Origin of the sequence: uncultured Jatrophihabitans sp., assembly GCF_964251945.1 — a bacterium.
Classification (GTDB): Bacteria; Actinomycetota; Actinomycetes; order Mycobacteriales; family Jatrophihabitantaceae; genus Jatrophihabitans.
Genome location: NZ_CAXULP010000012.1, coordinates 33,881 through 57,042, shown reverse-complemented (window position 1 = coordinate 57,042; position 23,162 = coordinate 33,881). Strand labels below are relative to the sequence as shown.

Sequence of the window (23,162 nt, the reverse complement as noted above, 5' to 3'; positions counted from 1 at the left end):
AGATCGGCGCGGAGCTCGTCAAGGAGGTCGCCAAGAAGACCGACGACGTCGCCGGCGACGGCACCACCACCGCCACCGTGCTCGCCCAGGCGCTCGTGCGCGAGGGCCTGCGCAACGTCGCGGCCGGCGCGAACCCGATGGCGCTCAAGCGCGGCATCGAGGCTGCGGTCGCATCGGTGTCCGAGGTGCTGGGCAACCAGGCCAAGGACGTCGAGACGAAGGAGCAGATCGCTGCTACCGCCTCGATCTCGGCCGCGGACACCACGGTCGGCGAGATCATCGCCGAGGCCATGGACAAGGTCGGCAAGGAAGGCGTCATCACCGTCGAGGAGAGCAACACCTTCGGCCTCGAGCTCGAGCTGACCGAGGGCATGCGCTTCGACAAGGGCCACCTGTCGGCGTACTTCGTGACCGACAGCGAGCGCATGGAGACCGACCTCGAGGACCCGTACATCCTCATCCACGAGGGCAAGATCTCGAACGTCAAGGACATGCTGCCGCTGCTCGAGAAGGTCATGCAGACCGGCAAGCCGCTGGCGATCATCGCCGAGGACGTCGAGGGCGAGGCGCTGGCCACCCTGGTCGTCAACAAGATCCGCGGCACGTTCAAGTCGGTCGCCGTCAAGGCCCCGGGCTTCGGCGACCGCCGCAAGGCCATGCTGCAGGACATCGCGATCCTGACCGGCGGCCAGGTCATCACCGAGACGGTCGGTCTGAAGCTGGAGAACGCCTCGCTGGACGACCTCGGTCGGGCCCGCAAGTTCACCACCACCAAGGATGAGACGACGATCGTCGAGGGCAACGGTGACGCCGACCAGATCCAGGGCCGGGTCAACCAGATCCGCGCCGAGATCGAGAAGAGCGACTCCGACTACGACCGCGAGAAGCTGCAGGAGCGCCTGGCGAAGCTCGCCGGCGGTGTCGCGGTGATCAAGGTCGGCGCGGCCACCGAGGTCGAGCTCAAGGAGCGCAAGCACCGCATCGAGGACGCCGTCCGCAACGCGAAGGCGGCCGTCGAAGAGGGCCTGCTCCCGGGCGGCGGGGTCGCGCTGGCCAACGCCACCGTGACCGCATTCGAGAAGCTCGACCTGACCGGCGACGAGGCCACTGGCGCCAACATCGTCAAGGTCGCGCTGCTCGCTCCGCTGAAGCAGATCGCGATCAACGCCGGCCTCGAGGGCGGCGTCGTGTCGGAGAAGGTGCTCGGCCTCAAGCCGGGTTGGGGCCTCAACGCCGCGACCAACGAGTACGTCGACATGTTCGCCGAGGGCGTCGTCGAGCCCACCAAGGTGACGCGTTCCGCGCTGCAGAACGCCGCGTCGATCGCCGCGCTGTTCCTCACCACGGAGGCCGTCGTGGCCGACAAGCCGGAGAAAGCTGGCGCCCCCGCGGGCGGCGGCATGCCCGGCGGTGACATGGACTTCTGAGTCCGACCAGCACGTCACGAAGGGGCGGTCCGCGCAAGCGGGCCGCCCCTTTCGGCTGTCAGCCGAGCAGGTGATCGACGTAGCACCATCGCCACGCCTCGCCCGGCTCGATCGAGCGCATCACCGGGTGCTCGGTCTCGGCGTTGTGCTTCTCCGCGTGGCGCTGCGGCGAGGAGTCGCAGCAGCCCACATGGCCGCAGGTCAAACACAGCCGAAGATGGACCCAACGGGTGCCGTCGCGCAGGCACTCCTCGCAGCCCTTCGGCGTCCGCGCCTGCACGACCCGGTGCGCGTCGCGCAGGTGCTCGCAGTCGCCGGCCCGGCGCCCGGGCGTGCGCAGTTCGTCATCGACCAGCGACGCGGCGTCCTCGATGCGGTCCAGGAGCGACTCCTCCATGTCGATCGACTGCAGCGCGCCGCGCAGCACCTCGTCGTCGTAGACGCCGCGGTCGCGCGCCTCGATGATCGAGCTGCGCTCGGCGGACAGCATCTGCAGCCGCAGCCGCCGGTACGCGGCCGCCGGCGGCTCGAGATCGGACTGGGCGCGGCCCAGCTGCTCCCAAATCCGGTCGCTGCGCGAGTGGGCGCGCTGCCGCAGCTCCTCGATGACGTCGGGCGGGTCGTCGTCCGTCGTCAGCTCCTCGAGCACGGCCAACCCGGCCCGGGCCGCGTCGGTGACGAGGCCGGCGCGTTGCAGCGCGTCCTCCGCGGCGTCCGGCCCGGGCAGCCCGAGCCGGCGCACGAGCCACGGCAGGGTGAGGCCCTGGATCAGCAGCGTGCCGGCCACCACGGTGAACGCGGCAAGCGTCAGCAGGGCGCGCTCGGGGGTGTCGGCCGGCAGCACGAACACGGCGGCGAGCGTGACCACCCCGCGCATGCCCGCCCAACCGACCACCACGCTGGTGCGCCAATCCCAGGTCGGCTGACGCAGCAGCCGCAGGGTCGGCACGACTATCGCCAGCCACAGACCGCGCGCGACGATCGTGCCGGCGAGGATCGCCACGCACGGCCAGACGACCCGCGTCCAGGGCAAATGGCTGTGCCCGACGTTGTCGATGATGGTGCGGATCTGCAGTCCGATGAGCAGGAAGACGACGTTCTCGAGCAGGAACTGCACGGTGCGCCAGTTGATGTTCTCCGCGATCCGCGAGCTGGCAGTCTGGATGACCGGGGCCCGATGGCCGAGCAGCAACCCGGTGACGACGACGGCCAGCACACCGGAGGAGTGGATCTCCTCGGCCGGCAGGAACGCGGCATAGGGCGCGGCGAAAGACAGCACGGTGTCGAGCACCGGGTCGTTGATGCGCTTGCGGATCTGGGCGAGGACGATCGCGACCGCCGCGCCGATCAGCACGCCGCCGCCCGCCGCCCGGACGAAATCCCAGCCGACCCGCCACGGGCTGATCGTCGAGCTGAGCGCCGCGATCGCGGTGTTCAATGCGACCAGCGCGGTGGCGTCGTTGACGAGGCTCTCGCCCTCGAGGACGGACACGATGCGCCGCGGCATGCCGACCCGCCGCGCGACCGTCGTCGTCGCGACCGCGTCCGGCGGCGCCACCACCGCGCCGAGCGCGAGGCCCGCGGCCACCGAGACGCTCGGGATGACCCACCACGCCAACAGGCCGACGGCGATGGTGGAAAACGCCACCAACCCGACCGACAGCAGCAGGATCGGCCGCTTGTTCGCCGACAGGTCGATCAGGGACGTGCGGATCGCGGCCGCGTAGAGCAGCGGCGGCAGCAGGCCGACGAGCGCGATGTCGGGCGTCAGCGTGATCTCGAGGACCCGCGGGATGTAGGAGATGCCGATGCCGATGACCGTCAGCAGCAACGGCTCGGACCAGCCGACCCGGCGGGCGAACGCCGCGACCACGGTCGCGATCGCGGCCAGGCCCAGGATGTTCAGCGCCGCGTCCACCGAGTCATTCTGCCGGACTCTGTGCGGCGGCGCCGTCCGCCGGACTCCGCCCGGCGGCGCGGGCGCTACCTGGTCGAGACCTGGCTCGCCGGCGGCGCCGTGATCGTGACCGGCTGGTTGTAGCGGCTCAGCGCCACCTTCGTGGTGACGGTCTGGCCGCTCACAGTGATGTTCTCGTCGACCTCGACGGGGCGACCCTGGCTGTCGACATAGAGCTGCATCGGGATGCTCGTGATGCCTGATTGCGTCAAGCCCTGCTTGGTGGTCGGGTCGGTCGTGATCTTGGTCGGGTCGATCACGAGGTCGTAGTGCGTCGCCTGCACGCCGTTGATCTCCTGCTTGCCGACGAGGCGGGTGGAGGTCGCCGCGGTAGCGAGCGCGTTGATCGACTGCAGCGACGCGCCCGAGGAGAGCGAGCTGGTGATCGACGCCGCGAGCTGGCGGATGGTGGCATTGCTGCTGTTGGTGCTGAGCAGAACGAACGGCTTGCCGCTGGTGTTGAGCGTCGCGGGCAGCTTCGCGTAGGCCTTGCCGTCGACCAGGATGATCTCTATTTCCCCAGCGCTGCCGATTGTCTCGGTCACCCGGAAGGCCTGCACCTTGCCGTGGTCGAGCTTCTCGTCGCCCGTACCGGTGACGGACTGGGTGGCGATCTTGGTGTCGAGCGTGAAGTGCGCGCTCTGCACGTTCGCGACGCCGCGCTGCAAGAGTGCGCCGAGGCCGTGGGCGTCGGCCGGCGTGCTGGCGGTCGTGGACGGCGCGCTGGCGCTAGAGGTGCTGGCGCTAGAGGTGCTGGTGCTGGTGCTGGTGCTGCCGGCGGTCGCGGCCGCGGTGTCCTCGCTGCCCTTGCCGGCGGTCGTGGACGAGCATGCGGCGAGCACCGCCGCTGCCGGCAGGACGAGGACGAGCGGGGCTCTACGCAGACGCATGGTGCATGCATACCATCCGCTGCCGCGTCGCGTTCTATTCCGCTGGACCGCCGAGCGTTCGGCCCGCCACGTCGGGTCTTCTCCTGGTTCCGTGACGTCCGAATTCGGCCGGAAAATGAGCAGCACCGAACCAGGAGAGGACCGTCCGTCCGGAGTCGTTGTCGAGCCTGTGGACACGAGGGGCGCAGCCGGGCGGATCATGGCAAAATCGGGCGGTGCGGTTTCGATGGGCGGGGGCCATCGCGGTTGTCGCGATGCTGGCTGCCGGCTGCACCGGAACCTCCGCCGGCGGCGAGGCGTCCAGCACAGCAGGCACGCCGACCACGAGCGCATCTGTCGCCACGACGCCGAAGGCGCCCAGTTCGACAAGCGCCTCCGTGCCGACAACCGGCCCAAATGTCCGCCCCGGCGAAAAGCCTCCGGTGCTCAGGAACGTGTCGCGCGACAACCTCGGCGCAATCGAATTCGGAAGGTTCTGGTTCCAGAGTGTCGATTGGGCCTATGCGACCATGAACACAACCTTGCTGCAGCAACACTCGGCGCCCACCTGCAGTGACTGCAAACTTGCCGAATCAGTTTTCACGGACCGATCGGCTCGCGGTGAACACTTTTCCGGCGGTCGCGTATCAGTCATTTCGACGTTCGTTGCCCCGAACGACAAGCGCTTTGGCGCTGAGACCGCCGTGGATGTCACGGTCGAACAGACAGCGCTTCGCACCGTCTCTGCGAACGGCGCAATATTGAGCCGCGAGCCGGCAGTCTCGAAGAAGACCTTTCGGCTCTGGCTGCGGTGGACCGGGTCGACGTGGACGGCCGTTCAGAAGGGCCATGTCGTATGAGGTCGTTGTCCGGGCTGCTCGCGGCGTTGTCGTTAGTTACGTCGCTACTTTGCTTTCCCGACAATGCCGCTGCGGCGGGCCCATGCACCGCCACTGGTGGATCGGTAGGTGGATGCGGCTTCGATGGCGGCGTCGAGGTCAAGGGTCAAGACGGCGGCGGCGATCAAGGCAGCACGAGCGCGGCGGGAGCTGCGGGGCTGGTGACTCGGGTTGTCCGTTGCGGGGCGGGGAACGCGTCTCAGCAGATGGACGCGGAGGAGACGTCGTGCACCGCGTTCTCGAAGTATTGCGTTGGTCTGCAGAATGCCAAGACCGTCGCGCTGATGACGTTGCAGATGACGGCAGCGGGGGCGTGGCAGTCGGTCGGCACCACGTGCGTGGCGCCCGCGGACGCGCCGCCGGCTGCGCAGGTGACGGCGGCGGATGTGCGGGCGCGGGCGGTGCGGTTGATCCCGTCCGCGTCGGTGGGCGTCGCTCCGCACACCGCGACCTTGGTGAACATCCAGACGGTGATGTGGGCGAACACCCCGGCAATCCGCGAGTTGCCGGCGGTGGCGATCTTGGGCCGGCGGGTGACGATCGGCATCAAGATCGATCATGTGGACTGGCGGTTCGGCGACGGCGTCTCGGCCACGACCCACGACGCCGGGCAGTCCTATGACGGCGCGCGCCACCCTTGCCGAACTGTCACCTGCCCGGGCTACTTCGGCCATGTCTACACAGCCACCGGCGCGGTGCGGGTGTCGGCGACGGTGAGCTGGGTGGCCACGTTCCGCGTGGACGGCGGCGCGACGCAGACCATTCCGGGCGCCATCGCGGGTCCGACCGCGCAGACGCCGTTGCAGGTGAAGGAGGCCCGCGGCGTCTTGGTCCCCAATCCCGGCGACCCCTGACCGACGCTGATTCGAACGAGCCGTGCTCGTGCCGGGCGGCCGGCCGGCCGGGGCGGCCATGTGTGGTCTGGAGTTGTGCTACGGGCGTAACACACGTCGCAGGAGGGGTACCCGCCTCTCGGGCGGCGGCCCAGTGGGCGCCTCGCCGCGGGGTTTCGGCGGGCCGCGGCTGCCGCGCGCCGCAGCAGGCCGTCGGCCGGGTTATCCACGCGTCACAGCGGACGTAGTAGGTCGTCGGCGTCGACAATCGTGTACGCGTACCCCTGTTCGGCGAGGAAGCGCTGCCGGTGCGCGGCGTACTCCGCGTCGAGGGTGTCCCGCGCGACGACCGTGTAGAAGTGCGCCTGCCGGCCGTCGGCCTTCGGCCGGAGCACCCGGCCGAGCCGCTGGGCCTCCTCCTGCCGCGACCCGAACGTGCCGGAGATCTGCACCGCGACGGCCGCCTCGGGCAGGTCGATCGAGAAGTTCGCGACCTTCGACACCACCAGCACCCGCGACTCGCCGCGCCGGAACTCGTCGTAGAGCCGTTCGCGTTCCTTGGTCGACGTCGAGCCCTGGATGATCGGCGCGCCGTCGAGTTCCGCCGACACGTCGTCCAGCTGGTCGAGGTAGGCGCCGATGACCAGCACCTGGTCGTTCGGATGCCGGTCGACGATCGTCTTGATCACTGGCAGCTTCGTCCGGGCGGTCGCCGCGAGCTTGTACCGATCCTCGGGCTCGGCGGTGGCGTAGGCCATCCGCTCGGCGTCGGTCAGCGTCACCCGCACCTCGGTGCAGTCTGCCGGCGCGATCCAGCCCTGGTTCTCGATGTCCTTCCACGGCGCGTCGTAACGCTTCGGCCCGATGAGGGAGAAGACGTCGCCCTCGCGGCCGTCCTCACGAATCAGCGTGGCGGTCAGGCCGAGCCGGCGGCGCGACTGCAGATCCGCGGTCAGCCGGAAGATCGGCGCCGGCAGCAGGTGCACCTCGTCATAGATGATCAACCCCCAGTCGCGCGAGTCGAACAGCTCAAGGTGGCGGTATTCGCCCTTCCGCCGGGTCGTCATCACCTGATAGGTGGCGATGGTGACCGGCCGGATCTCCTTGCGCTCGCCGCTGTACTCGCCGATCTCGTCCTCGGTGAGCGACGTGCGCGCGATCAGCTCGCGCCGCCACTGCCGGCCGGCCACCGTATTGGTGACGAGGATCAGCGTGGTGGCCTGCGCCTGCGCCATCGCCGCCGCGCCGACCAGCGTCTTGCCGGCGCCGCAGGGCAGCACGACCACGCCGGAGCCGCCCGCCCAGAACATCTCGGCGGCCTGCTGCTGGTAGTCCCGCAGCTGCCAGTTCTCCTGGTCCAGCGCGATCGGGTGCGCCTCGCCGTCAACGTAGCCGGCGAGATCCTCGGCCGGCCAGCCGACCTTGAGCAGCGCCTGCTTCAACCGGCCCCGCTCGGACGGGTGCACCTGCACGGTGTCCGCGTCGAGGCGCTCGCCCAACATCGGCGCGATCTTCTTCTGCCGCAGGATCTCCTCGAGCACCGCGCGGTCCAACGACACCAGCACGAGCCCGTGCACGGGATGTTTCACCAGCTGTAGCCGGCCGTAGCGGTCCATCGTGTCGGCGACGTCGACCAGCAGCGCGTGTGGCACCGCGTAGCGCGAGTACCGCACGAGCGCGTCGACCACCTGCTCGGCGTCGTGCCCGGCCGCCCGCGCGTTCCACAGTCCCAGCGGGGTCAGCCGATAGGTGTGGACGTGCTCGGGCGAGCGCTCCAGCTCGGCGAACGGCGCTACCGCCGCGCGGGCCTCGCCGGCCAACGGATGGTCCACCTCGAGCAGCAGCGTCTTGTCGGACTGGACGATGAGCGGTCCGTCGGTCACGTGACTCCCAAAGGGACGAAGGGGACTGTCCATTGTCGCAAACGCCCGGCGGCCCCGCGCACTTCCGCTCGGCCGCCACCGGCCCGAGTCGGGACGGATCAGTCGTCGTCCTCGCCGGCGAGCTGGACGGAGGTGATCCGGTGCACCGGGAACGCGGAGAGCTGCGCCTTGCCGCGCTCGTACCCGCGCACGTAGCCGGCGGCCAGCGAGATCGGCGTCAGCTCGTGCGCCGTCGACGTGCCGTCCGGCTCCGCGCAGCCCAGCCAGACCGTCCGCTCCTCGCGGACGGCGCTGCGCAGCAGGTCCATGATCGCCGCGGAGGTGACGCCCGGCACCTGCGCCGCGATGGACTGCATCCGCCGCCCGAGCTCGCTCACCGCGTCCCCGGCGCGCAGCCGGCGCACCAGCTCGGCCAGCTGGCCGTCCGTCCCGGCCGCCGTGCGCGACACGAGGGGCCGGCTCGCCGGCCGGCTGGGGGCGCGCGCCGCCTCGATGCCGAGCGTGATCAGCTCCCCGCCCGGCGCCTCGGCGGCCGGCGCGAAACCAGCGTCTCGCAGCACCTCGAGCACTTGCGCCACCGGCGCCTCGGACACCAGCACCGTCGGGGCGACGCGCCGCAGCCGAAGCCCGTCGGCAGCGCGGTCGGCCAACACCCGGGCGAGCAGCGCCTCGTCGTCGCAGCGCAGGTAGGCGCTCGCCGCGCCCGAGCGCAGGACGCCGTGCCGGCGCGCGGCGTCGTCGATCAGGTAGCTGAGCGCCTGCGGCACCGGGGTGCGGGAGTGCTGGGCGATGAAGGCGGCCAGCTGCGCGCCGGTCCGGCCGGAGTCGAGCGCGCGGCGCACCGTCCGCTCGGTGATCCGGTACGCGCTGGCGCCGCCCGTCGACTCGAGGTCGGCCAGCGTCGCGAGCTCGACGCCCATCCGCGGTTCGGGCGGGCCGGGCACGATGACCGTGAGGTCCGGCTGCACCAGGAAGTGGTCGACGGGCTCGGGCAGCGCGCGGGACAGCGCGTGCTCGGCCGGCGCCGCGGATCCGGCGAGCAGGGTGCGGGTGTAGCCGGGCAGGCCGCCGGCGGCCGTCACTCCGAGCGCGTCGGCCTCCGCGAGCACCGCCTCGGCGAGCTGTCGCTGGCCGGACGCGCGGCGCGGCTGCTGCCAGGCGAGCAGCGCCAGCACGTCCGCCCGGTCGGCCGGAGCGGCGCCCGGCGGCAACTGCGCGAGCGCGGCCAGCACCTGCCGGCGGGTCGCTGGCAACGTGCCGCGCTCGACATCCGGGCCCAGCGCCGAGATCACCCGGTCCCGCTCGCCGCGCTGGTTGACCAGGCTCGGCTGCCGCGTCATCGCCAGCCACGCCGACGCGAGCGCGGTCCACCGCTGCGCCGGCTCGCGTCCGCGCCACACGTCGTACTCGGTGCTCGGCAGGAACACCGGCTCGATCCCGTTGGTCGCGTTCACCAGCCCGGCGGCGTAGGCCACCTCGGCGATCAGCGCGGCAGCCGGCTCGTCGACCCGCAACGCGCGTGCCGTGCGCCGCAGGTCGCGCACGCCCACCCCGCCGGCGCGCAGCAGCGCTGGCGGCTGCGCGGTCCACTCGTCGGCGAGCGCGTCGACGAGGCGGATCAGCTCCAGCACCGCCGTGCTGCCCAGCCGGTCCAGCTCGTCCGGCGCGCGAGTGACGAGCTCCGGCTGCGGCGGCGCGCCGACGTCCGCCGCGTCGCCGTCGTCTGCGCGCTCGCGCAGCACCAGCGCGATCTCGCGCGGCAGTTCGACGCGCTGCGAGTCGATCGGGGCGAGCAGGCCACGCGCCATCAACTGGTGCGCGGCCGACGCCGCGTCGCCGCTCGCCGCGAGCCGGGTGTTGCGCACTGAGCCGACGGGCGGGCCGGCCGCGAGCCGGCGCAGGATGTCGCGCTCGGCGTCGTCGACGGCGTCGATCAGCGCGCCGACTTGAGCCGGGTCGGACAGTCGCGCGGCCAGCGCCGCGGCCGCCTTCGGCTGACCGGCCACCGGCAGGCCGAGGCCGCGCAAAACCGGGACGATGTGCAACTCCGGGACGGCCGCGAACAGCGTCGCGGCCGGCCGGCCCAGCCCCGCTGGGTAGGGCCCGACCGACTCGCGCACCGTCGGCGAGAGATGGACGAGGTCGGGGTCGCCCCACACCAGCGCGAGGTCGAACAGCGCGGCCAGCCCGGCGGCCGGCGGGTCGTCGACCGCGTCGTCCGGCCCGGCGGCGAGCACCAGCGTCTCGAGCAGGCGCAGCGCGGGCGCGGACAGGCCGTCGACCGCCCGCTGGGTCGAGCTGCGGACGCCGACCCGGGCGGCCAGCGCGGGGATGTCCGCGGGGGCCGGCAACGCGAGGTCGGGCCGCAGCCGCAGCAGCCGCACCAGGTCACCGTCGGCGCGGCTGCGCAGCCAGTCGGTCAGCGACGTCGCTCGGGGCGGCGTGTCCCGCTCGCCGGCCACCGACCCGGCGGTCAGCGCCCGCCGGCGAGCTTGGGACGGTTCGCCGGCTTCGGGTGCTCGTAGAGCAGCTTGTCGTGGGGCAGCGGGAACTCCACATCGCCGTACGGGGAGTGCGCGCCCGTGGCATCCGACACGAGCTCCGAGACCTGGAAGTCGACGGTCTCGGTCGGGCTGCGGAACTGCTCGGGCAGGCGAGGCGCGGTGCCGGCCATCTGGACCGCCTTTCTCACGTGCGTTGGAGACCGTTCAGTGTATCGGGCGCTCGCCGTGGGTCCGCTGCGCCGCGGCCCGCTGGTCGGCCCGGCCGCCGCGGACGCCCGACCAGACGGTGATCGCGAAGCCCAGCGGCGCCAGCAGGCAGGCGAGGTTCAGCCAGAGCGACGTGTTGTGGTCGCCGGCGAAGAACGGCAGGACGTCGATCGCGATGAACGCCAGCCCGACGACGAACAGGGCGACGCCCGCCCGAGCCCACCGTGCTGTCGTCGTGCGGACCGTCGTTGCCATGCAGGCGATTGTCCGCCTTTCCAGGAGATGGTGAATGTCCGCGCGCCGTTCAGTAGCCTTGGTCACTGGCGGCACAGGTCGGTCGGGTGACGCACAACCAATGAATGCTCAAGGAGTTCCCGGTGCCTACCGGCAAGGTCAAGTTCTTCAACTCGGACAAGGGTTTCGGCTTTCTCTCCAACGACGAGGGAGAGGACGTCTTCGTCCATCGCGACGCGCTGCCCGACGGCGTGCTCGAGCTCAAGGCGGGCGTCCGCGTCGAGTACGGCGTGGTGTCCGGCCGCAAGGGCAGCCAGGCGATGCAGGTGCGGGTGCTCGACCCGGTGCCATCGGTGGTGCGCAACGCGCGCAAGCCCGCCGAGGAGATGGCGCCGCTCGTCGAGGACCTGATCAAGCTGCTGGACCGCACCTCGAACTCGCTGCGCCGCGGCCGGTATCCGGACCGCGGTGAGGCGCACAAGATCGCCGGGCTGCTGCGCGCCTTCGCCGACGACTTCGACGCCTAATAGCTCATCGCAGGGGCGGCCTCGTCGGGGTGAGGCCTTCGGCGAAGGCCCGATCGAGCAAGGCGGCGACCGCCGCGTAGCCCTCGTCGCCGAGGTCGCGGGTGAACTCGTTGACGTAGAGGGCGATGTGCTGCTGCTGCACGGCCGGCGACATCTCGTCGGCATGCGCGCCGACGTAGCGCGCCGAGGCAGCCGGGTTCGCCCACGCGTGCTCGACCGAGGCTCGGGCGGCGCGGGCCAGCGCGCCGGCGTCCAGCGAGCGGCGGGCGAGGATCGCGCCCAACGGGATCGGCAGGCCGGTGTCGCCTTCCCACCACTGGCCGAGGTCGACGAGCGCGGTCAGCCCGTAGCTCGGATAGGTGAAGCGCGCCTCGTGGATCACCAGCCCGGCGTCGAACTCGCCGTCGCGGACCGCCGGCATGATCGACGCGAACGGGACGACCTCGATGCGCTTCGGCCGCTGCCCGCTCGCCCAGAGCCGGAACAGCAGGTAGGCCGTCGAACGCTCGCTGGGCACCGCGACCGTCCGGCCGTCTACGCTGTCCGCGCTCGTCGCGGCGTCGGCTCGGGTGAGCACGAGCGGCCCGCAGCCGCGGCCGAGCGCGCCGCCGGACGGCAGCAGCGTGTATTGGTCCAGCAGCCACGGCAGCGCCGCATAGGACACCTTGACGATGTCGAACTCGCCTCGTTCGGCGGCGCCGTTGGTGACGTCGATGTCGGCGAAGGTGACCTCGAGCGGCGGCGCGCCTTCGATCAGCCCATGCGCCCAGGCGTGGAAGACGAACGTGTCGTTCGGGCAGGGCGAATACGCGATCTTCAAGGCGCCTGGGGTGCTCATGCCAGCACCGCCGCGACGGCCGTGCCGAGCGCGTCGAGCGCCAACGGCACCTCCCACGCGTCGCGGTCGCGTGGACCGACCCGGTTGCTGACGGCGCGCAGCTCGGCGAACGGCACGCCGTGCGCCTGCGCGGCGGCCGCGACGCCGGCGCCCTCCATCGCCTCGGCGACCGCGTCCGGGTAGCGCGCGCGCAGCGACTCCGCGGACGCCGCCGTCCCGGTCGCCGTCGCGACCGTCAGGATCGTGCCGAGCCGGCCGCCGGTGCGGTCGGCGAGCTGCACGGCCAGCGCGGGCGGGACGTCGTAGCGGTTGACGCCGAAGCCCAGCTCGGCGAGCGGCAAGAAGCCGGCGGCGGTTTCCGCCCCCAGATCGGCGAACACCGAGGCGGCCGCCACCGCGATCTCGCCGGGACCAAGCGGCGCGAACCCGCCGCCGATCCCCGCGCAGAGCACCAGGTCGACCGAGCCGTCGCCGGCGAGCGCGGTCGCGGCGCCGGCCGCCGCGGCAGCTGGGCCGACGCCGACGGTCAGCACCCGGACATCGGCGCCGGTGGGCAGCGCAGCGGCCACGGCGTCGCGCTCGGCGTCGACGGCGGTCACCACGAGCACCCGCATCGTCAGCCGATGACGTGGACGCGGGCCACCCAGGCGCCTTGCTGGCTGCCGCCGGCCAGCTCGGCCACTGACAGGAAGTAGTCGCCGGTGCCGTAGGGCACGCTCACCTGGGTGCTGTGCCGGCCGTGGATCAGGTCGGGCGAGCCGAAACCGTCCAGCGGCGTCGACTTGCCGTTCTTGTCCCGGCGGAACGCCGTGACCAGCCAGTGGCTGTTCGCGACGGCGCGCGGCACGTCGATGAGCAACGTCGAGGACGAGCGGGCGTTGATCGTGCGGATCTTCTCCGACACCCGGCAGGCGCGCGCGCCGCTGTCGAAGCAGTACTTCTGCGGGGGGATCACGGTGGAGGTGCTGCCGGACAGCACGGTCACCCCCGGCACCGGCTTGTCACAGCCGCCGAGCGCCAGCAGGCAGGGCAGCACCGCGACGAGGCCGAGCACGCGGCGGCGCATGACGCTCCCAGGAACAGCGGATCAGTCGACGCTGTGGTCGGCGTCGGGACCGCCCACGCTACCGGCCGCCGGAGCGTGCCCTCCCCGGCGTCGCGGCGGTGTGGCCCGGTTCATCGCGCGGTTGCGCAGCACGATCACCGCGCCGACCGCGCCCACGATGACGCCGGCGACCAGGAAGGCGAGCGTCCCGTTGGACTTGCTGTTGCTCGGCAGCCCGACGGCGATCGCCGCGCCGATGACCCAGGCCAGCTGGAGGAACGTCTCGGACCGTGCGAAAGCGCTGGAGCGCAGCGTCTCGACGACGTCGCGCTGGATCAACGCGTCCAGCCCGATCTTGGACAGCGCATTGCCGACGCTCGCGACGAGCATGCCGGCCGCCGCGAACGCGATGTTGAAGACCAGCCCCACGATGAGGCAGACTGCCGCCGCGACGCAGGTCGAGACGATGATCACGACTTCCGGCTTGACCATCTTGAGCCGGGTGCCGATGGCGGTGCCGAGGAAGTTGCCGACGCCCGCGGCGCCGATCACCAGGCCGAGGTCGAGCACGGCCGGGAAGCCGTGCCTCGTCGACTCGACGTAAAAGGCGAGGTAGATCGTGAGCATCCCGGACAGCAGCCGCAGCGCCGACTCGCCCTGCAGCGCGATGACCAGGTGCTGCGGGAAGCCGTAGCCGGCCCACTGCTGGATGCGCTTCAGCGGGGGAACCCGGACCTGCTTGCTCGCCCGGCCGGGCTCCTCGGGATGTCGCGGCGCGGCGACCGCCGAATCGACCTGCTTCGGCAGCCGGAACGCGAACACCCCGCATGCGGCGAAGCCGATCGCGGTCACGATGAGGCCGACGGAGTACGAGCCCGTCACCTTGATGACCACGCCGACCAGGCCGCCGAGCACCAGGGTCGAGGCCAACCCGAAGATCGTCAGCCGGGCGTTCGCCTCGGTGAGCGTCATGCCCGGCGGCACCAGCCGCGGCGCCGCCGCCGCCCGCACCACGCCGTACGCCTTCGACAGCACCAGCGAGCCGAGCGCGCACGGATAGAGGACGAGCAATTCGGTCGGGTGGCCGGCCATGATCAGCGCGAGCACCGCCCGGCCGATCGCCGTGCCGGCCATCGTCCAGCGCCGGCCGTGCTGCAGACGGTCGAGCGCAGGGCCGATCACCGGCGCGATCACCGCGAACGGCGCCATCGTGATCAGCAGGTACAGCAGCACATTGCCGCGCTGGGCGTGGGCGGACGCGCCGAAGAACACGGTGCCCGCCAGCGCGACAGTGATCATCGCGTCGGTGCCGTAGCTGAGCACCTGGTTCCAGATCAGCGCGGTGAGCCCGGATTCCTCGGCGCCGTCGGCCTTGCTCGCGTCGATGACCTTGCGGGTGACGAGCCGGGCCGCCCTGTTGGTGCCCGCGACAGCCGCCCGGCCGACGCCGCGCTGGGCGCCGGCGGCCGACGCCTGCCGGGCGGCCGGCGTGTGGTGGTAGGTGGGCGAGCCGTACGGGTCGGCTCCGGCCGGCGCGTACGACGGCGGTGCCGATTGGTAGCCGGGCTGCGCGCCGAAGTCGTCGGGGCGCCGGCCGGCCGGCGGTTGCGCGGGATAGGACGACGGCGGATAGGACGACGGCGTTGGATACGCCGGGGCCGGCGGCTCGACCGGCGGCCGGTGCGTGGTGTGGCCGGACTTGGAGAACCGGCCGCCAGGTCGGTCGCCCTGCTTCTTGGCCACGAACCCATCCTGCCCCAACGCGGCTGCGACGGCCGTCTCCGCGCGATGAGACAATGAGGTGGTGACCAACCCAGATCAACCCGCGGATCGCGACGGGGCGGACGTCGAGCTCGCCCGATCGGCCGCTCGCGAGGTCGGCGGCAGCCAGGTGGGCGACCACCTCGGCGCCCGCGCGGGCGACGAGTCGGGCGGCGCGCAACTCGTGACACACGCCTTCGGCGCCCAAGTGCCCGGTTACGTCGGGTGGCACTGGGCCGTCTCGCTCGTGCGCGCCGCCGGTTCGGACGTCGCGACCGTCGACGAGGTCGTGCTGCTGCCTGGCGACGGCTCGCTGCTCGCCCCCGCCTGGGTGCCCTGGGAGGAGCGCGTCCGGCCGGGCGACCTCGGCCCTGGCGATCTGCTGCCGCCGCTGCCCGACGACCCGCGGCTGGCCCCCGCCTACCTGCTGTCCGACGATCCGGCCGTCGAGGCGGTCGCTTTCGAGCTGGGCCTGGGCCGCGAGCGGGTGCTGTCTCGCGAGGGCCGACTGCTCGCCGCAGACCGCTGGCGGGCCGGCGACTTCGGACCGGACGCCGCGATGGCCCGGCACGCACCGGCGCGCTGCGGCACCTGCGGCTTCTACCTGCCGCTCGCCGGCGCGTTGCAGGCGGGCTTCGGCGTCTGCGGCAACGACATCCCGGAGGCCGACGGCAAGGTGGTGAGCGTCGAGTACGGCTGCGGCGCGCACTCCGAGGTCGTCGCCGAGCCGACCCCGCGCGGGGACTTCGCCGAACTCGTCTACGACGACGGCGAGGAGATCGTCGTCGACGCGCCGGCTGGCTGAGCGGGCCGGCCGGCCGGCCGGCCGGTCAGATCGTCCGGCCGAGGCCGCGGTGCCGATTCATCAGCGCCCAGCCCAACAGGCCGAGCACCCAGCCGGCCAGGCAGGTCCACAGCCACAGCCGATGGTGGTGGCGGCCCAGCCAGCCCCAGAACGGCAAGAGCGCCACGAACGCGACGAACCACAGCGCGGTGCCGACGGCGACGATCTTGCGGGCGTTCATCTGCACCGCGGGCGGAGTCACCAGGTCGGGCACGGCACGTCAGCCTAGCGGGATCCGCTGGCCGCTCCGGCATTCGTTAGCTAGTCTAACGATCGTGACCGCAGCGACGCGCCAGTCTCCCGCCGAACTCGCGTCCCTGCTGCGCCCGGTGCTGCTGAGGCTCACCCGGCTGGTCCGCAACCAGCGCGCGGATATGTCCGTGACGCTGACCGAGCTGTCGGCGATGGCGGCGCTGGAGAAGTACGGCCGGATGAGCGCGGGCGAGCTGGCCACCTGCGAGCGGGTCCAACCGCCGTCGATGACCAAGGTGCTCGCGAAGCTCGAGGACCGCGGCCTGGTGCGCCGCGAGGTGCATCCCACCGACCGCCGGCAGGCGATCATCGAGATCACCGAGCCCGGCCTGGCGCTGCTCGATTCCGAGCGCAGCTCGCGCAACGCGTGGCTGTCGCGCCGGCTCGAGACGCTGAGCGCAGCCGAACTCGCCGCGCTGCTGTCGATCGTGCCCGTCCTCGACAAGCTCGCCGAGCAGTAACGCGGCCACCCGCCGCCCGGCCCGGCTCGACGCCCGCGTGCGCATCGTAGAGATCGGCGACCCGGCCGACCCGCGGCTGGACGACTTCCGCGACCTCGCCGACGCCGATGTCCGGCCGGACCGCCGTGGCGTCGTGATCGCCGAGGGGGTGAACGTCGTCGAGCGACTGGCCGGCTCGCCCTATCCAGCGCGCGCCGTGCTCGGCGTTCCGGCCCGGCTCGAGGCGCTCGCCGCCCGGCTGCCGGCGTGGGACGTCCCGGCCTATGCCGTGGACAAGTGGCTGCTGTCCGAGGTCGTCGGCTTCCGGGTCACCCGGGGCGTGCTGGCGGCCGCGGACCGGCCGCCGGGCGCCGACCCGGGCAGGCTGCTCGCCGCCGCCAGCCGGGTGGCCGTGCTGGAGGGCCTCAACGACTTCGAGAACCTCGGCGCGCTGTTCCGCAACGCCGCCGCGTTCGGCGTCGATGCGGTGCTGCTCGATCCGCGCTGCGCCGATCCGCTGTACCGCCGCAGCGTGCGGGTGTCGATGGGCCACGCGCTGCGGGTGCCGTTCGCGGTGCTGCCCGATCCGTGGCCGGCGGCGCTGGACGTCGTGGGCACGCACGGCTTCCGGCTGCTGGCCGCGACGCCCGACCCCGCCGCGCCCGCGTTGCGGGACCTGTCCGTGCCGCCGCGCTGGGCAGCGCTGTTCGGCGCCGAAGGGCCGGGGCTGTCGCCCGGCGCGCTCGCCGCGGCCGACGATCTGCTGCGGATCCCGATGGCCGACGGCGTCGACTCGCTGAACGTCGCCACCGCCGCCGCCATCGTGTTCGCGCACCTCGCCTGACCCGGGGGCCTCAGTCGGTGGCGGCGACCGTCAGGGTGCCGATCCGGATCTTGCCGGCCTGCTCGAGGGTGGTGCTGTGCAGCGCGGTGTCCAGCTTCTTCGCCGCAGCCGGGTCGAGGAACACCGCGGCGCCGGCGATCGTCGTCGTGCCAGCCTTGGTGGTCGGCGCGCCGAACTTCGTCGTGTCGACGTCGAACAGCGTCGCCGCCGGGAACGCGGTCTTGCCGTTGACGACGACGTCGCCGCTCAGCGTCGAGGTCGCGCCGAAGTGCAGCACGACGTCCTGCAGCGCGATCTTGGCGCCCGTCCCGGTGAAGCTGAGCCCGCTCCCGGCGTGCTGCAGCTCGCCGGTCAGCGCCGGTTTGTGCCCTGCCGAGTAGACGGTCAGCCGGCCGCCGGTGATCGGGAACGCGAGATCGGCGATGTGCAGCGTCGCGCTGCCGATCAGGCCGGGCGTCAGCTGGAGGCTGCTGATGGCCTGCACGAACGTCGTGTCCAGGGCCAACGTGCTGCTCGTGCCGGTGACCTGGGCGTAGGTCGCGACGGGCTTGGCGCTCGGTGTCTTCGGGGCCGCCTTGCCGCTGCTCGAGCAGCCCGCGGCCGCCATCGCCGCTGCCAGCAGCGCGGCGACCGTCCGGGCCAATCGGCGGATCGGGTGTCCAGGCACCCGGCCTGTCTACCAAACGCGCCTGTTTGCCAAACGCGCCTGTTTGCCAAACGCGCTTCGGTGACCCCGGTGCGATCTGCGGGTGGCCGTCAAGCCTGCGGTCAGGGCCTCCTCAGACCAGGGAGTCGCGCCATGACGTGTGCAGCGCCGCGAACTGCCCGGTGCCGGCCTCGATGAGCTCGCTCGGCGTGCCGTCCTCGATGAGCACGCCGCCGTCGAGGACGAGCACCCGGTCGGCGATCTCCACGGTGGACAGCCGGTGGGCGATGATCAGCGCGGTCCGCTCGGCGAGCACCGTGCGCAGCGCGCGCTGCACCGCCCGCTCGGTCGGCACGTCGAGCGAGGACGTCGCCTCGTCCAGGATCAGCAGGGCCGGGTCGGCCAAAAACGCCCGGGCGAAGGCGACGAGTTGGCGCTGCCCGGCCGACAGCCGGCCGCCGCGCTTGCGCACATCAGTGTCATAGCCCTCGGGCAGCGCGCGGATGAACTCGTGCGCGCCGACGGCCTCGGCCGCGGCGACGATTTCCTCGCGGGTCGCGTCGAGCCGGCCGAAGGCGATGTTGTCGGCCACCGAGCCGGAGAACAGGAAGCCGTCCTGGGTGATCATCACGACCGCGGCGCGCAGCTGCTCGTCGCCGACGTCGCGCAGGTCGACGCCGTCGAGCCGAACCACGCCGGAGCTCGGGTCGTAGAAGCGCGAGAGCAGTTTGGCGATGGTCGTCTTGCCCGCCCCGGTCGCGCCGACGAGCGCGATGGTCTGCCCGGCGGGGATTTCCAGGTCGAGCGCGGCGAGCACCGGGCGGTCGGCGCGGTAGCCGAAGCTGACCTGCTCCAGCGACACGGCGCCGCGCACGGGGTCCGGCAGCGGCCGCGGTTCGTCCGGCTCGGGGACGCTCGGCGGCTCGGCCAGCACGTCGGCGATCTTGCCGAGCGCGGCGGTGGCCGACTGCAGCGAGTTGTAGAAGATCCCGACGTCCTCCATCGGGTCGTAGAACTGCCGCAGGTAGAGCAGGAACGAGGTCAGCACGCCGAGCTCGAGCCCGCCGTGCGCCACCCGGATGCCGCCGACCAGCAGGATCGCGACGGTGGCCAGGTTGCCGATCAGCGCCGTGCCCGGGATGAACCAGGCCTGCAGCGTGAAGGTCTCCCGGTTCGTCTCGCGGTAGCGCTCGTTGAGCCCGGCGAAGATCGCGTCGTTGCGCTTCTCGCGGCGGAAGGCCTGGACGGCGCGGATGCCGTTGAGCGTCTCGACGATCTCCACGATCAGCACCGCGACCGCCTCGCGGGTGCTGCGGTAGGCCTGCGCGGCGCGCGGTGAGAACCAGCGGTACAGCAGCCACAGCGGGATCAGCGCGCCGATCGCGATCACGGCGAGCGGCACGTCGAGCACGAGCAGCAGCACCGCGATCGCCGAGCTGTTGAACAGCGCGGTCAGCAGGCCGTCCAGCCCGGTGTCGAGCAGCTCGGTGAGCGTGTCGACGTCCGAGGTCAGCCGGGAGATCACCCGGCCGGAGGTGAACCGCTCGTGGAAGGACACCGACAGCGCCTGGGTGTGGTCGAAGGCCCGCTGGCGCAGCGTGTACAGGATGTCCTGGCCGACCCGGCCGCTGCGCACCACGAACACCGAGCGCAGCCAGCCGGACAGCAGCGCCGCCAGCACTAGGGCGCAGCCGACGACGGTCAGCGAGGTGTAGTCGCCGCGCCGGGCGTCGGGCAGCGAGTCGTCGATCGCGACGCCGATCAGCCAGGGCGCGGCCATCGTCGCGGCCACCTGCGCCAGCGCGAGCGCCAGCACGCCGGTGATCGCGCGGCGGTGCGGGCGGATCAGCTCGCCGAGCAGCTGCCGGCCGCCGCCGCGCAGCGCGATGCCGCCCGCGACCTCTGCGGGCTCGTTCTTCGCGGCCTCCGGCGCCTGCCTTCCACGCCATTGGTCGTCGCGCCACTGCTCGTCGAGCGCGATCGTGTCGTCTTTCTCGCTCATTGCGGCTGGCCCGCCTGCTCGAGCTCGGCGGTCTGCGCGAGCAACTGGCGGTAGGCCGGCACGCTGGCCAGCAACTCGCTGTGCGTGCCGACCGCCGCGATCCGGCCGTCGGCGAGCAGGGCGACGCGGTCGGCGAGCATGACGGTCGAGGGGCGGTGCGCGACGACGAGCGCCGTGGTGCTCGCGAGCACGCGCCGGAGCGCCGCCTCGACCTGGCCCTCGGTGTGCACGTCGAGGGCGGACAGCGGGTCGTCGAGCACCAGCACGCGCGGCCGGCCGACGACGGCGCGGGCCAGCGCGAGCCGCTGCCGCTGGCCGCCGGACAGCGACAGGCCCTGCTCGCCGATGCGGGTGTCCAAGCCGTAGGGCAGCCCGTGCACGAAGTCGGCCTGCGCGACCTCGACGGCCTCGGCGACGTCGTCGTCGGTGATGCCCGCCCGGCCGAGCGTGATGTTCTCGCGCACGCTCGCCGAGAAGAGGGTGGCGTCCTCGAAGGCCGTGGTGACGGCGTGCCGCAGCTGGTCGAGACGCAGGTCGCGCACGTCGACGTCGCCGATCAGCACCCGGCCGCCGGTGACGTCGTACAGCCGCGGGACGAGCGCGGTCAGCGTCGTCTTGCCCGAGCCGACGCCGCCGACGAGCGCCATCGTCTCGCCGGCGCGGATGTCGAGGTCGACGCCGCGCAGCACGTCGACCTCGGCGCCCTCGTAGCGGAACCGCACGCCCTCGAGCCGGACGGTGGCGCCGTGTTCGGCGACGGCCGGCGTGGTCGGGTCGACAATGGTCGGTTCGGCGTCGAGGACCTCGAAGATGCGGCGGACGGCGCTGGCGGACTCCTCGGCCAGCGCCAGCAGCCAGCCCAGCGACACGATCGGCCAGACCAGCCGCAGGTACAGCGTCAGGAAGGCGACGAGCGCGCCGATCGTCATCGCGCCGTGCGCGACCGCGAACACGCCCCCGACGGTCGCGCCGGCGAGGACGAGCTGCGGATGGCCCTCGAGCATCGCCCAGAACCGGCCCAGCGTGGCGATCTTGGTCAGTTCGGCGCCCTGCAGCCGGCGAGCCCCGGCGCTGAAGTCGGCGAGCATGTGCGGGCGGCGGCCGTAGGACTTGATCACTCGGATGCCGAGCGCGGACTCCTCGACCGTGGTCGCGAGATCGCCGGTGAGGTCCTGCGCGCGCCTGGCCTGTTGGCTATAGCGCAGCTCGAAGCTGCGGGTGAACAGCACCAGCGGGATCATCGCCACAAGCACGCACAACCCGAGCACGACCTGGATGTGGATCAGCAGGGCGAGCACGACCAGCGAGGCGACGGTGTTGGCGAACAGGAACACCGCGGCGAAGCCCACGAAGCGCCGCAGGGTCGACAGGTCGGTGGTGAATCGGGACAGCAGCTGCCCCGAGGGCCAGCGGTCGTGGAAGCTGACCGGCAGCCGCTGCACATGGGCGAAGAAATCCCGGCGCAGATCGGTCTCGATCGCGAGCGCCGCGCTCGACATCGCCCGGCGGCGCAAGAAGAACAACGCCGCTTCGGCCACGCCGAACAGCAGCGCCAGCCCGGCCAGCGACCAGATGCCCGACGTGTCGTGCCGGCGGATCGGGCCGTCGACGACCGCGCCCACGACCAGCGGGATGAACGATTGGACGAGCATCGCCGCCGTCGCCGCGAGGACCATCACCGCGACGGCGCCGCGGTGCGGACGCGCCCAGTGCCGTAGGCGCAGCAGGGTGGCGTAGGTGCCGCCCGCTGACGCCGGCGCTGGCGGCGGCGTTGCAGCCGGCGCTGAAGTCGCCGCGGCGGCGTCGGCTTCAGCGGGGATCGTCACGTGAGTTCACGGTACGCAGCCGGTCCGACAGGTGCGACTTAGTTTGCCGGCGACCGGGTGATCGGGCAGGACCGCGCGCAGCTGGTCCTGCCCGATCCCGGAGCGGGGGGCGGGTTCTTCAGTCTGTGGTGCGCCGGACGCCCAGCACGATGTCGTCCCAGGACGGGATGCGGGCGCGGGCGGCCCGGTCGTCCTCGGACTCCTCGCGCCGGGAGGACAGGTTGTGCAGCGCGCCCACGCCGTGCACCCCGGCGCGTTCGAGCGGCGCGGCGATGCCGAGCGGCAGCGGCGCCGCCTCGAAGTCGAAGTCCTCGAGCGGAGTGGCTGCGAACCGTTCGTCGGCCGGAGGCGGGACTGCGCGCGGCGCGTCCAACGACGCGGCGTCCTGGTCGAACACCTCCTCGACGTGCGGGACCGGGCCGGTCTGCGCGTCCGGCATCGGCGGGAAGGCGACGAGGCCCGGCACGAGCGGCGGAGCGACCCGCAGCTGCGGCGGTTCCGGCGCCGGCGGGGCGATCGGGCGGATGGGCCGGTCGCTGAGCAGATCGACGGCGGTCTCGTCCGCCGGGTGGACGTTGCGGCTGGCCCGGCTGAACACCCATTCGGCGCTGTGCCGGCGGTCGCCGCCGAACCAACTCGCGACGACGATCCACTCGCCGTCCTCGCGCCGGTAGGAGTCCCAGGACACCGCCGACGGGGCGATCCCGTGCGCGGCGAACCGCTCGTCGACCGCCTCGCCGAACACGACGACGTGCGCCTCGGCGGTGCTGCGGCGTGCGCGTGCGCGGCGGGCCTCGTGGGCGATGCGCAGCCGCTCGGACACCACCGGCGCCGCGAAGCGCATGATCCGCTCGAGCGTCATGACGTAGGCCTCGGCGAGCTCGGCCGGGCTCTCGCCGGCGCGCACCCGGACCTGGATCTCGCGCGGGCCGATCGGCGGGTCGCCGGTGACGGACGCTGCTGGGACGCGCGCTGGGCTGGCGTCGGGCTCGTCCTCGATCATCCGCGGGGTTGCGCCGGCCGTTTCGGTGAGCTCGGCCTCGTGCCGCCCGGTCGACTCGGCCGCCGGCTCGACGTCGGCCGACTCGACGTGCACAGCCGAGCGGAGGGAGTCGTCGACGGCTAACGCGAAGCGTTCCGCGCCGTCATCGGTCTCCAGAACGAGCAGCGAACCGGAATCCGTCGGATGCACCACGCGCAACGAACGCATGCCGGGACCATAGGCGCGTCGGACCGCGCAGCCCGGCAGCACACGCCGGTCGCCAACTTGTCCTCGCTTGCTCGGCGTTCACCCCGACCACGCGAGGACAACTTTGAGTTGGCC

Annotated in this window: 22 protein-coding genes; 7 read left to right on the top strand and 15 right to left on the bottom strand. The window is 72.3% G+C overall.

All coding sequences use genetic code 11. The features are described from left to right. The coding region (gene groL, locus ACFFBG_RS17175) for a chaperonin GroEL (protein WP_375480779.1) at positions 1–1,427 on the top strand (1,427 nt) is incomplete at its 5' end. 58 nt (positions 1,428–1,485) lie between these two features. Here groL and ACFFBG_RS17170 read toward each other — a convergent pair. Beyond that, complete coding sequence (locus ACFFBG_RS17170) at positions 1,486–3,345, bottom strand: Na+/H+ antiporter (protein WP_375480778.1); 1,860 nt, start codon at positions 3,343–3,345, stop codon at positions 1,486–1,488. Positions 3,346–3,410: 65 nt separating this feature from the next. Then, positions 3,411–4,274 carry a hypothetical protein gene (locus ACFFBG_RS17165; RefSeq protein ID WP_375480777.1) on the bottom strand — a complete coding sequence of 288 codons (864 nt, stop codon included), beginning with the start codon at positions 4,272–4,274 and terminating at the stop codon, positions 3,411–3,413. A gap of 215 nt (positions 4,275–4,489) precedes the next feature. Here ACFFBG_RS17165 and ACFFBG_RS17160 point away from each other — a divergent pair, with 215 nt between their 5' ends. Both ACFFBG_RS17160 and ACFFBG_RS17155 read left to right on the top strand, forming a co-directional pair. Further along, positions 4,490–5,113: a DUF6318 family protein gene (locus ACFFBG_RS17160; RefSeq protein ID WP_375480776.1), complete on the top strand. Its 624-nt coding sequence runs from the start codon at positions 4,490–4,492 to the stop codon at positions 5,111–5,113. Positions 5,114–5,436: 323 nt separating this feature from the next. Beyond that, a complete protein-coding gene (locus tag ACFFBG_RS17155; protein WP_375480775.1) occupies positions 5,437–6,006 on the top strand; it encodes a hypothetical protein in 570 nt (189 codons plus the stop codon). A gap of 212 nt (positions 6,007–6,218) precedes the next feature. Here the strand turns inward: ACFFBG_RS17155 and ACFFBG_RS17150 are convergent, their stop codons facing one another. The 4 genes from ACFFBG_RS17150 to ACFFBG_RS17135 all read right to left on the bottom strand — a co-directional run bounded on the left by ACFFBG_RS17150 (position 6,219) and on the right by ACFFBG_RS17135 (position 10,834). Continuing rightward, on the bottom strand, positions 6,219–7,868 hold the full coding sequence (locus tag ACFFBG_RS17150; RefSeq protein WP_375480774.1) for a DNA repair helicase XPB: 1,650 nt from the start codon (positions 7,866–7,868) through the stop codon (positions 6,219–6,221). Positions 7,869–7,966: 98 nt separating this feature from the next. Then, the gene (locus ACFFBG_RS17145; protein ID WP_375480773.1) at positions 7,967–10,330 is read right to left on the bottom strand and encodes a helicase-associated domain-containing protein; all 2,364 of its coding nucleotides are present in this window, start codon (positions 10,328–10,330) and stop codon (positions 7,967–7,969) included. Between the two features lie 11 nt (positions 10,331–10,341). Then, a complete protein-coding gene (locus ACFFBG_RS17140) occupies positions 10,342–10,560 on the bottom strand; it encodes a hypothetical protein (protein ID WP_375480772.1) in 219 nt (72 codons plus the stop codon). Between the two features lie 16 nt (positions 10,561–10,576). Continuing rightward, positions 10,577–10,834 (bottom strand): hypothetical protein, encoded by a 258-nt coding sequence (locus tag ACFFBG_RS17135; protein WP_375480771.1) that lies wholly within the window; start codon positions 10,832–10,834, stop codon positions 10,577–10,579. 122 nt (positions 10,835–10,956) lie between these two features. Here ACFFBG_RS17135 and ACFFBG_RS17130 point away from each other — a divergent pair, with 122 nt between their 5' ends. Further along, positions 10,957–11,340 (top strand): cold-shock protein, encoded by a 384-nt coding sequence (locus tag ACFFBG_RS17130; protein WP_375480782.1) that lies wholly within the window; start codon positions 10,957–10,959, stop codon positions 11,338–11,340. Between the two features lie 4 nt (positions 11,341–11,344). Here ACFFBG_RS17130 and ACFFBG_RS17125 read toward each other — a convergent pair whose 3' ends face one another. The 4 genes from ACFFBG_RS17125 to ACFFBG_RS17110 are packed head-to-tail and all read right to left on the bottom strand — an operon-like array spanning position 11,345 to position 14,966. Then, positions 11,345–12,178 (bottom strand): 1,4-dihydroxy-6-naphthoate synthase, encoded by an 834-nt coding sequence (locus ACFFBG_RS17125; RefSeq protein ID WP_375480770.1) that lies wholly within the window; start codon positions 12,176–12,178, stop codon positions 11,345–11,347. Then, positions 12,175–12,777 carry a futalosine hydrolase gene (gene mqnB / locus ACFFBG_RS17120; protein ID WP_375480769.1) on the bottom strand — a complete coding sequence of 201 codons (603 nt, stop codon included), beginning with the start codon at positions 12,775–12,777 and terminating at the stop codon, positions 12,175–12,177. Before mqnB ends, ACFFBG_RS17125 begins: the two co-directional genes overlap by 4 nt. Positions 12,778–12,794: 17 nt before the next feature. Continuing rightward, positions 12,795–13,244: a DUF2771 family protein gene (locus ACFFBG_RS17115; protein WP_375480768.1), complete on the bottom strand. Its 450-nt coding sequence runs from the start codon at positions 13,242–13,244 to the stop codon at positions 12,795–12,797. A gap of 21 nt (positions 13,245–13,265) precedes the next feature. Continuing rightward, on the bottom strand, positions 13,266–14,966 hold the full coding sequence (locus ACFFBG_RS17110) for an MFS transporter (protein WP_375480767.1): 1,701 nt from the start codon (positions 14,964–14,966) through the stop codon (positions 13,266–13,268). A gap of 58 nt (positions 14,967–15,024) precedes the next feature. On the opposite strand from ACFFBG_RS17110, the gene ACFFBG_RS17105 reads away from it, so the two are divergent. Then, positions 15,025–15,789: a DUF3027 domain-containing protein gene (locus ACFFBG_RS17105; RefSeq protein ID WP_375480766.1), complete on the top strand. Its 765-nt coding sequence runs from the start codon at positions 15,025–15,027 to the stop codon at positions 15,787–15,789. A gap of 25 nt (positions 15,790–15,814) precedes the next feature. Here the strand turns inward: ACFFBG_RS17105 and ACFFBG_RS17100 are convergent, their stop codons facing one another. Further along, positions 15,815–16,042, bottom strand: coding sequence for a DUF2530 domain-containing protein (locus ACFFBG_RS17100; RefSeq protein WP_375480765.1), 228 nt, complete (start codon positions 16,040–16,042; stop codon positions 15,815–15,817). Positions 16,043–16,103: 61 nt separating this feature from the next. Here ACFFBG_RS17100 and ACFFBG_RS17095 point away from each other — a divergent pair, with 61 nt between their 5' ends. After that, positions 16,104–16,541, top strand: a complete 438-nt coding sequence (locus ACFFBG_RS17095) for a MarR family winged helix-turn-helix transcriptional regulator (protein WP_375480764.1) — start codon at positions 16,104–16,106, stop codon at positions 16,539–16,541. A gap of 37 nt (positions 16,542–16,578) precedes the next feature. Beyond that, positions 16,579–17,364 (top strand): TrmH family RNA methyltransferase, encoded by a 786-nt coding sequence (locus ACFFBG_RS17090; protein WP_375480763.1) that lies wholly within the window; start codon positions 16,579–16,581, stop codon positions 17,362–17,364. Between the two features lie 10 nt (positions 17,365–17,374). Here the strand turns inward: ACFFBG_RS17090 and ACFFBG_RS17085 are convergent, their stop codons facing one another. From ACFFBG_RS17085 to sepH, 4 genes are all read right to left on the bottom strand, one after another. Continuing rightward, entirely contained in the window at positions 17,375–18,031 is a 657-nt protein-coding gene (locus tag ACFFBG_RS17085) for a hypothetical protein (protein ID WP_375480762.1), read from the bottom strand. Between the two features lie 112 nt (positions 18,032–18,143). Then, positions 18,144–20,012, bottom strand: a complete 1,869-nt coding sequence (locus ACFFBG_RS17080; protein WP_375480761.1) for an ABC transporter ATP-binding protein — start codon at positions 20,010–20,012, stop codon at positions 18,144–18,146. Continuing rightward, a complete protein-coding gene (locus ACFFBG_RS17075; RefSeq protein ID WP_375480781.1) occupies positions 20,009–21,688 on the bottom strand; it encodes an ABC transporter ATP-binding protein in 1,680 nt (559 codons plus the stop codon). The genes ACFFBG_RS17080 and ACFFBG_RS17075 overlap by 4 nt, the downstream gene beginning before the upstream one ends. 268 nt (positions 21,689–21,956) lie before the next feature. Continuing rightward, positions 21,957–23,048 carry a septation protein SepH gene (gene sepH, locus ACFFBG_RS17070; RefSeq protein WP_375480760.1) on the bottom strand — a complete coding sequence of 364 codons (1,092 nt, stop codon included), beginning with the start codon at positions 23,046–23,048 and terminating at the stop codon, positions 21,957–21,959. Positions 23,049–23,162 lie beyond the last annotated feature (114 nt).

Bases quoted from the DNA above. Each gene is read 5' to 3' on its own strand.
- ACFFBG_RS17115 (WP_375480768.1), bottom strand. From the start codon at position 13,244: ATGCGCCGCCGCGTGCTCGGCCTCGTCGCGGTGCTGCCCTGCCTGCTG.
- ACFFBG_RS17080 (WP_375480761.1), bottom strand. From the start codon at position 20,012: ATGAGCGAGAAAGACGACACGATCGCGCTCGACGAGCAGTGGCGCGAC.
- ACFFBG_RS17125 (WP_375480770.1), bottom strand. From the start codon at position 12,178: ATGAGCACCCCAGGCGCCTTGAAGATCGCGTATTCGCCCTGCCCGAAC.
- ACFFBG_RS17165 (WP_375480777.1), bottom strand. From the start codon at position 4,274: ATGCGTCTGCGTAGAGCCCCGCTCGTCCTCGTCCTGCCGGCAGCGGCG.
- ACFFBG_RS17155 (WP_375480775.1), top strand. From the start codon at position 5,437: ATGACGTTGCAGATGACGGCAGCGGGGGCGTGGCAGTCGGTCGGCACC.
- ACFFBG_RS17075 (WP_375480781.1), bottom strand. From the start codon at position 21,688: ATGGTCCTCGCGGCGACGGCGGCGATGCTCGTCCAATCGTTCATCCCG.
- ACFFBG_RS17135 (WP_375480771.1), bottom strand. From the start codon at position 10,834: ATGGCAACGACGGTCCGCACGACGACAGCACGGTGGGCTCGGGCGGGC.
- sepH (WP_375480760.1), bottom strand. From the start codon at position 23,048: ATGCGTTCGTTGCGCGTGGTGCATCCGACGGATTCCGGTTCGCTGCTC.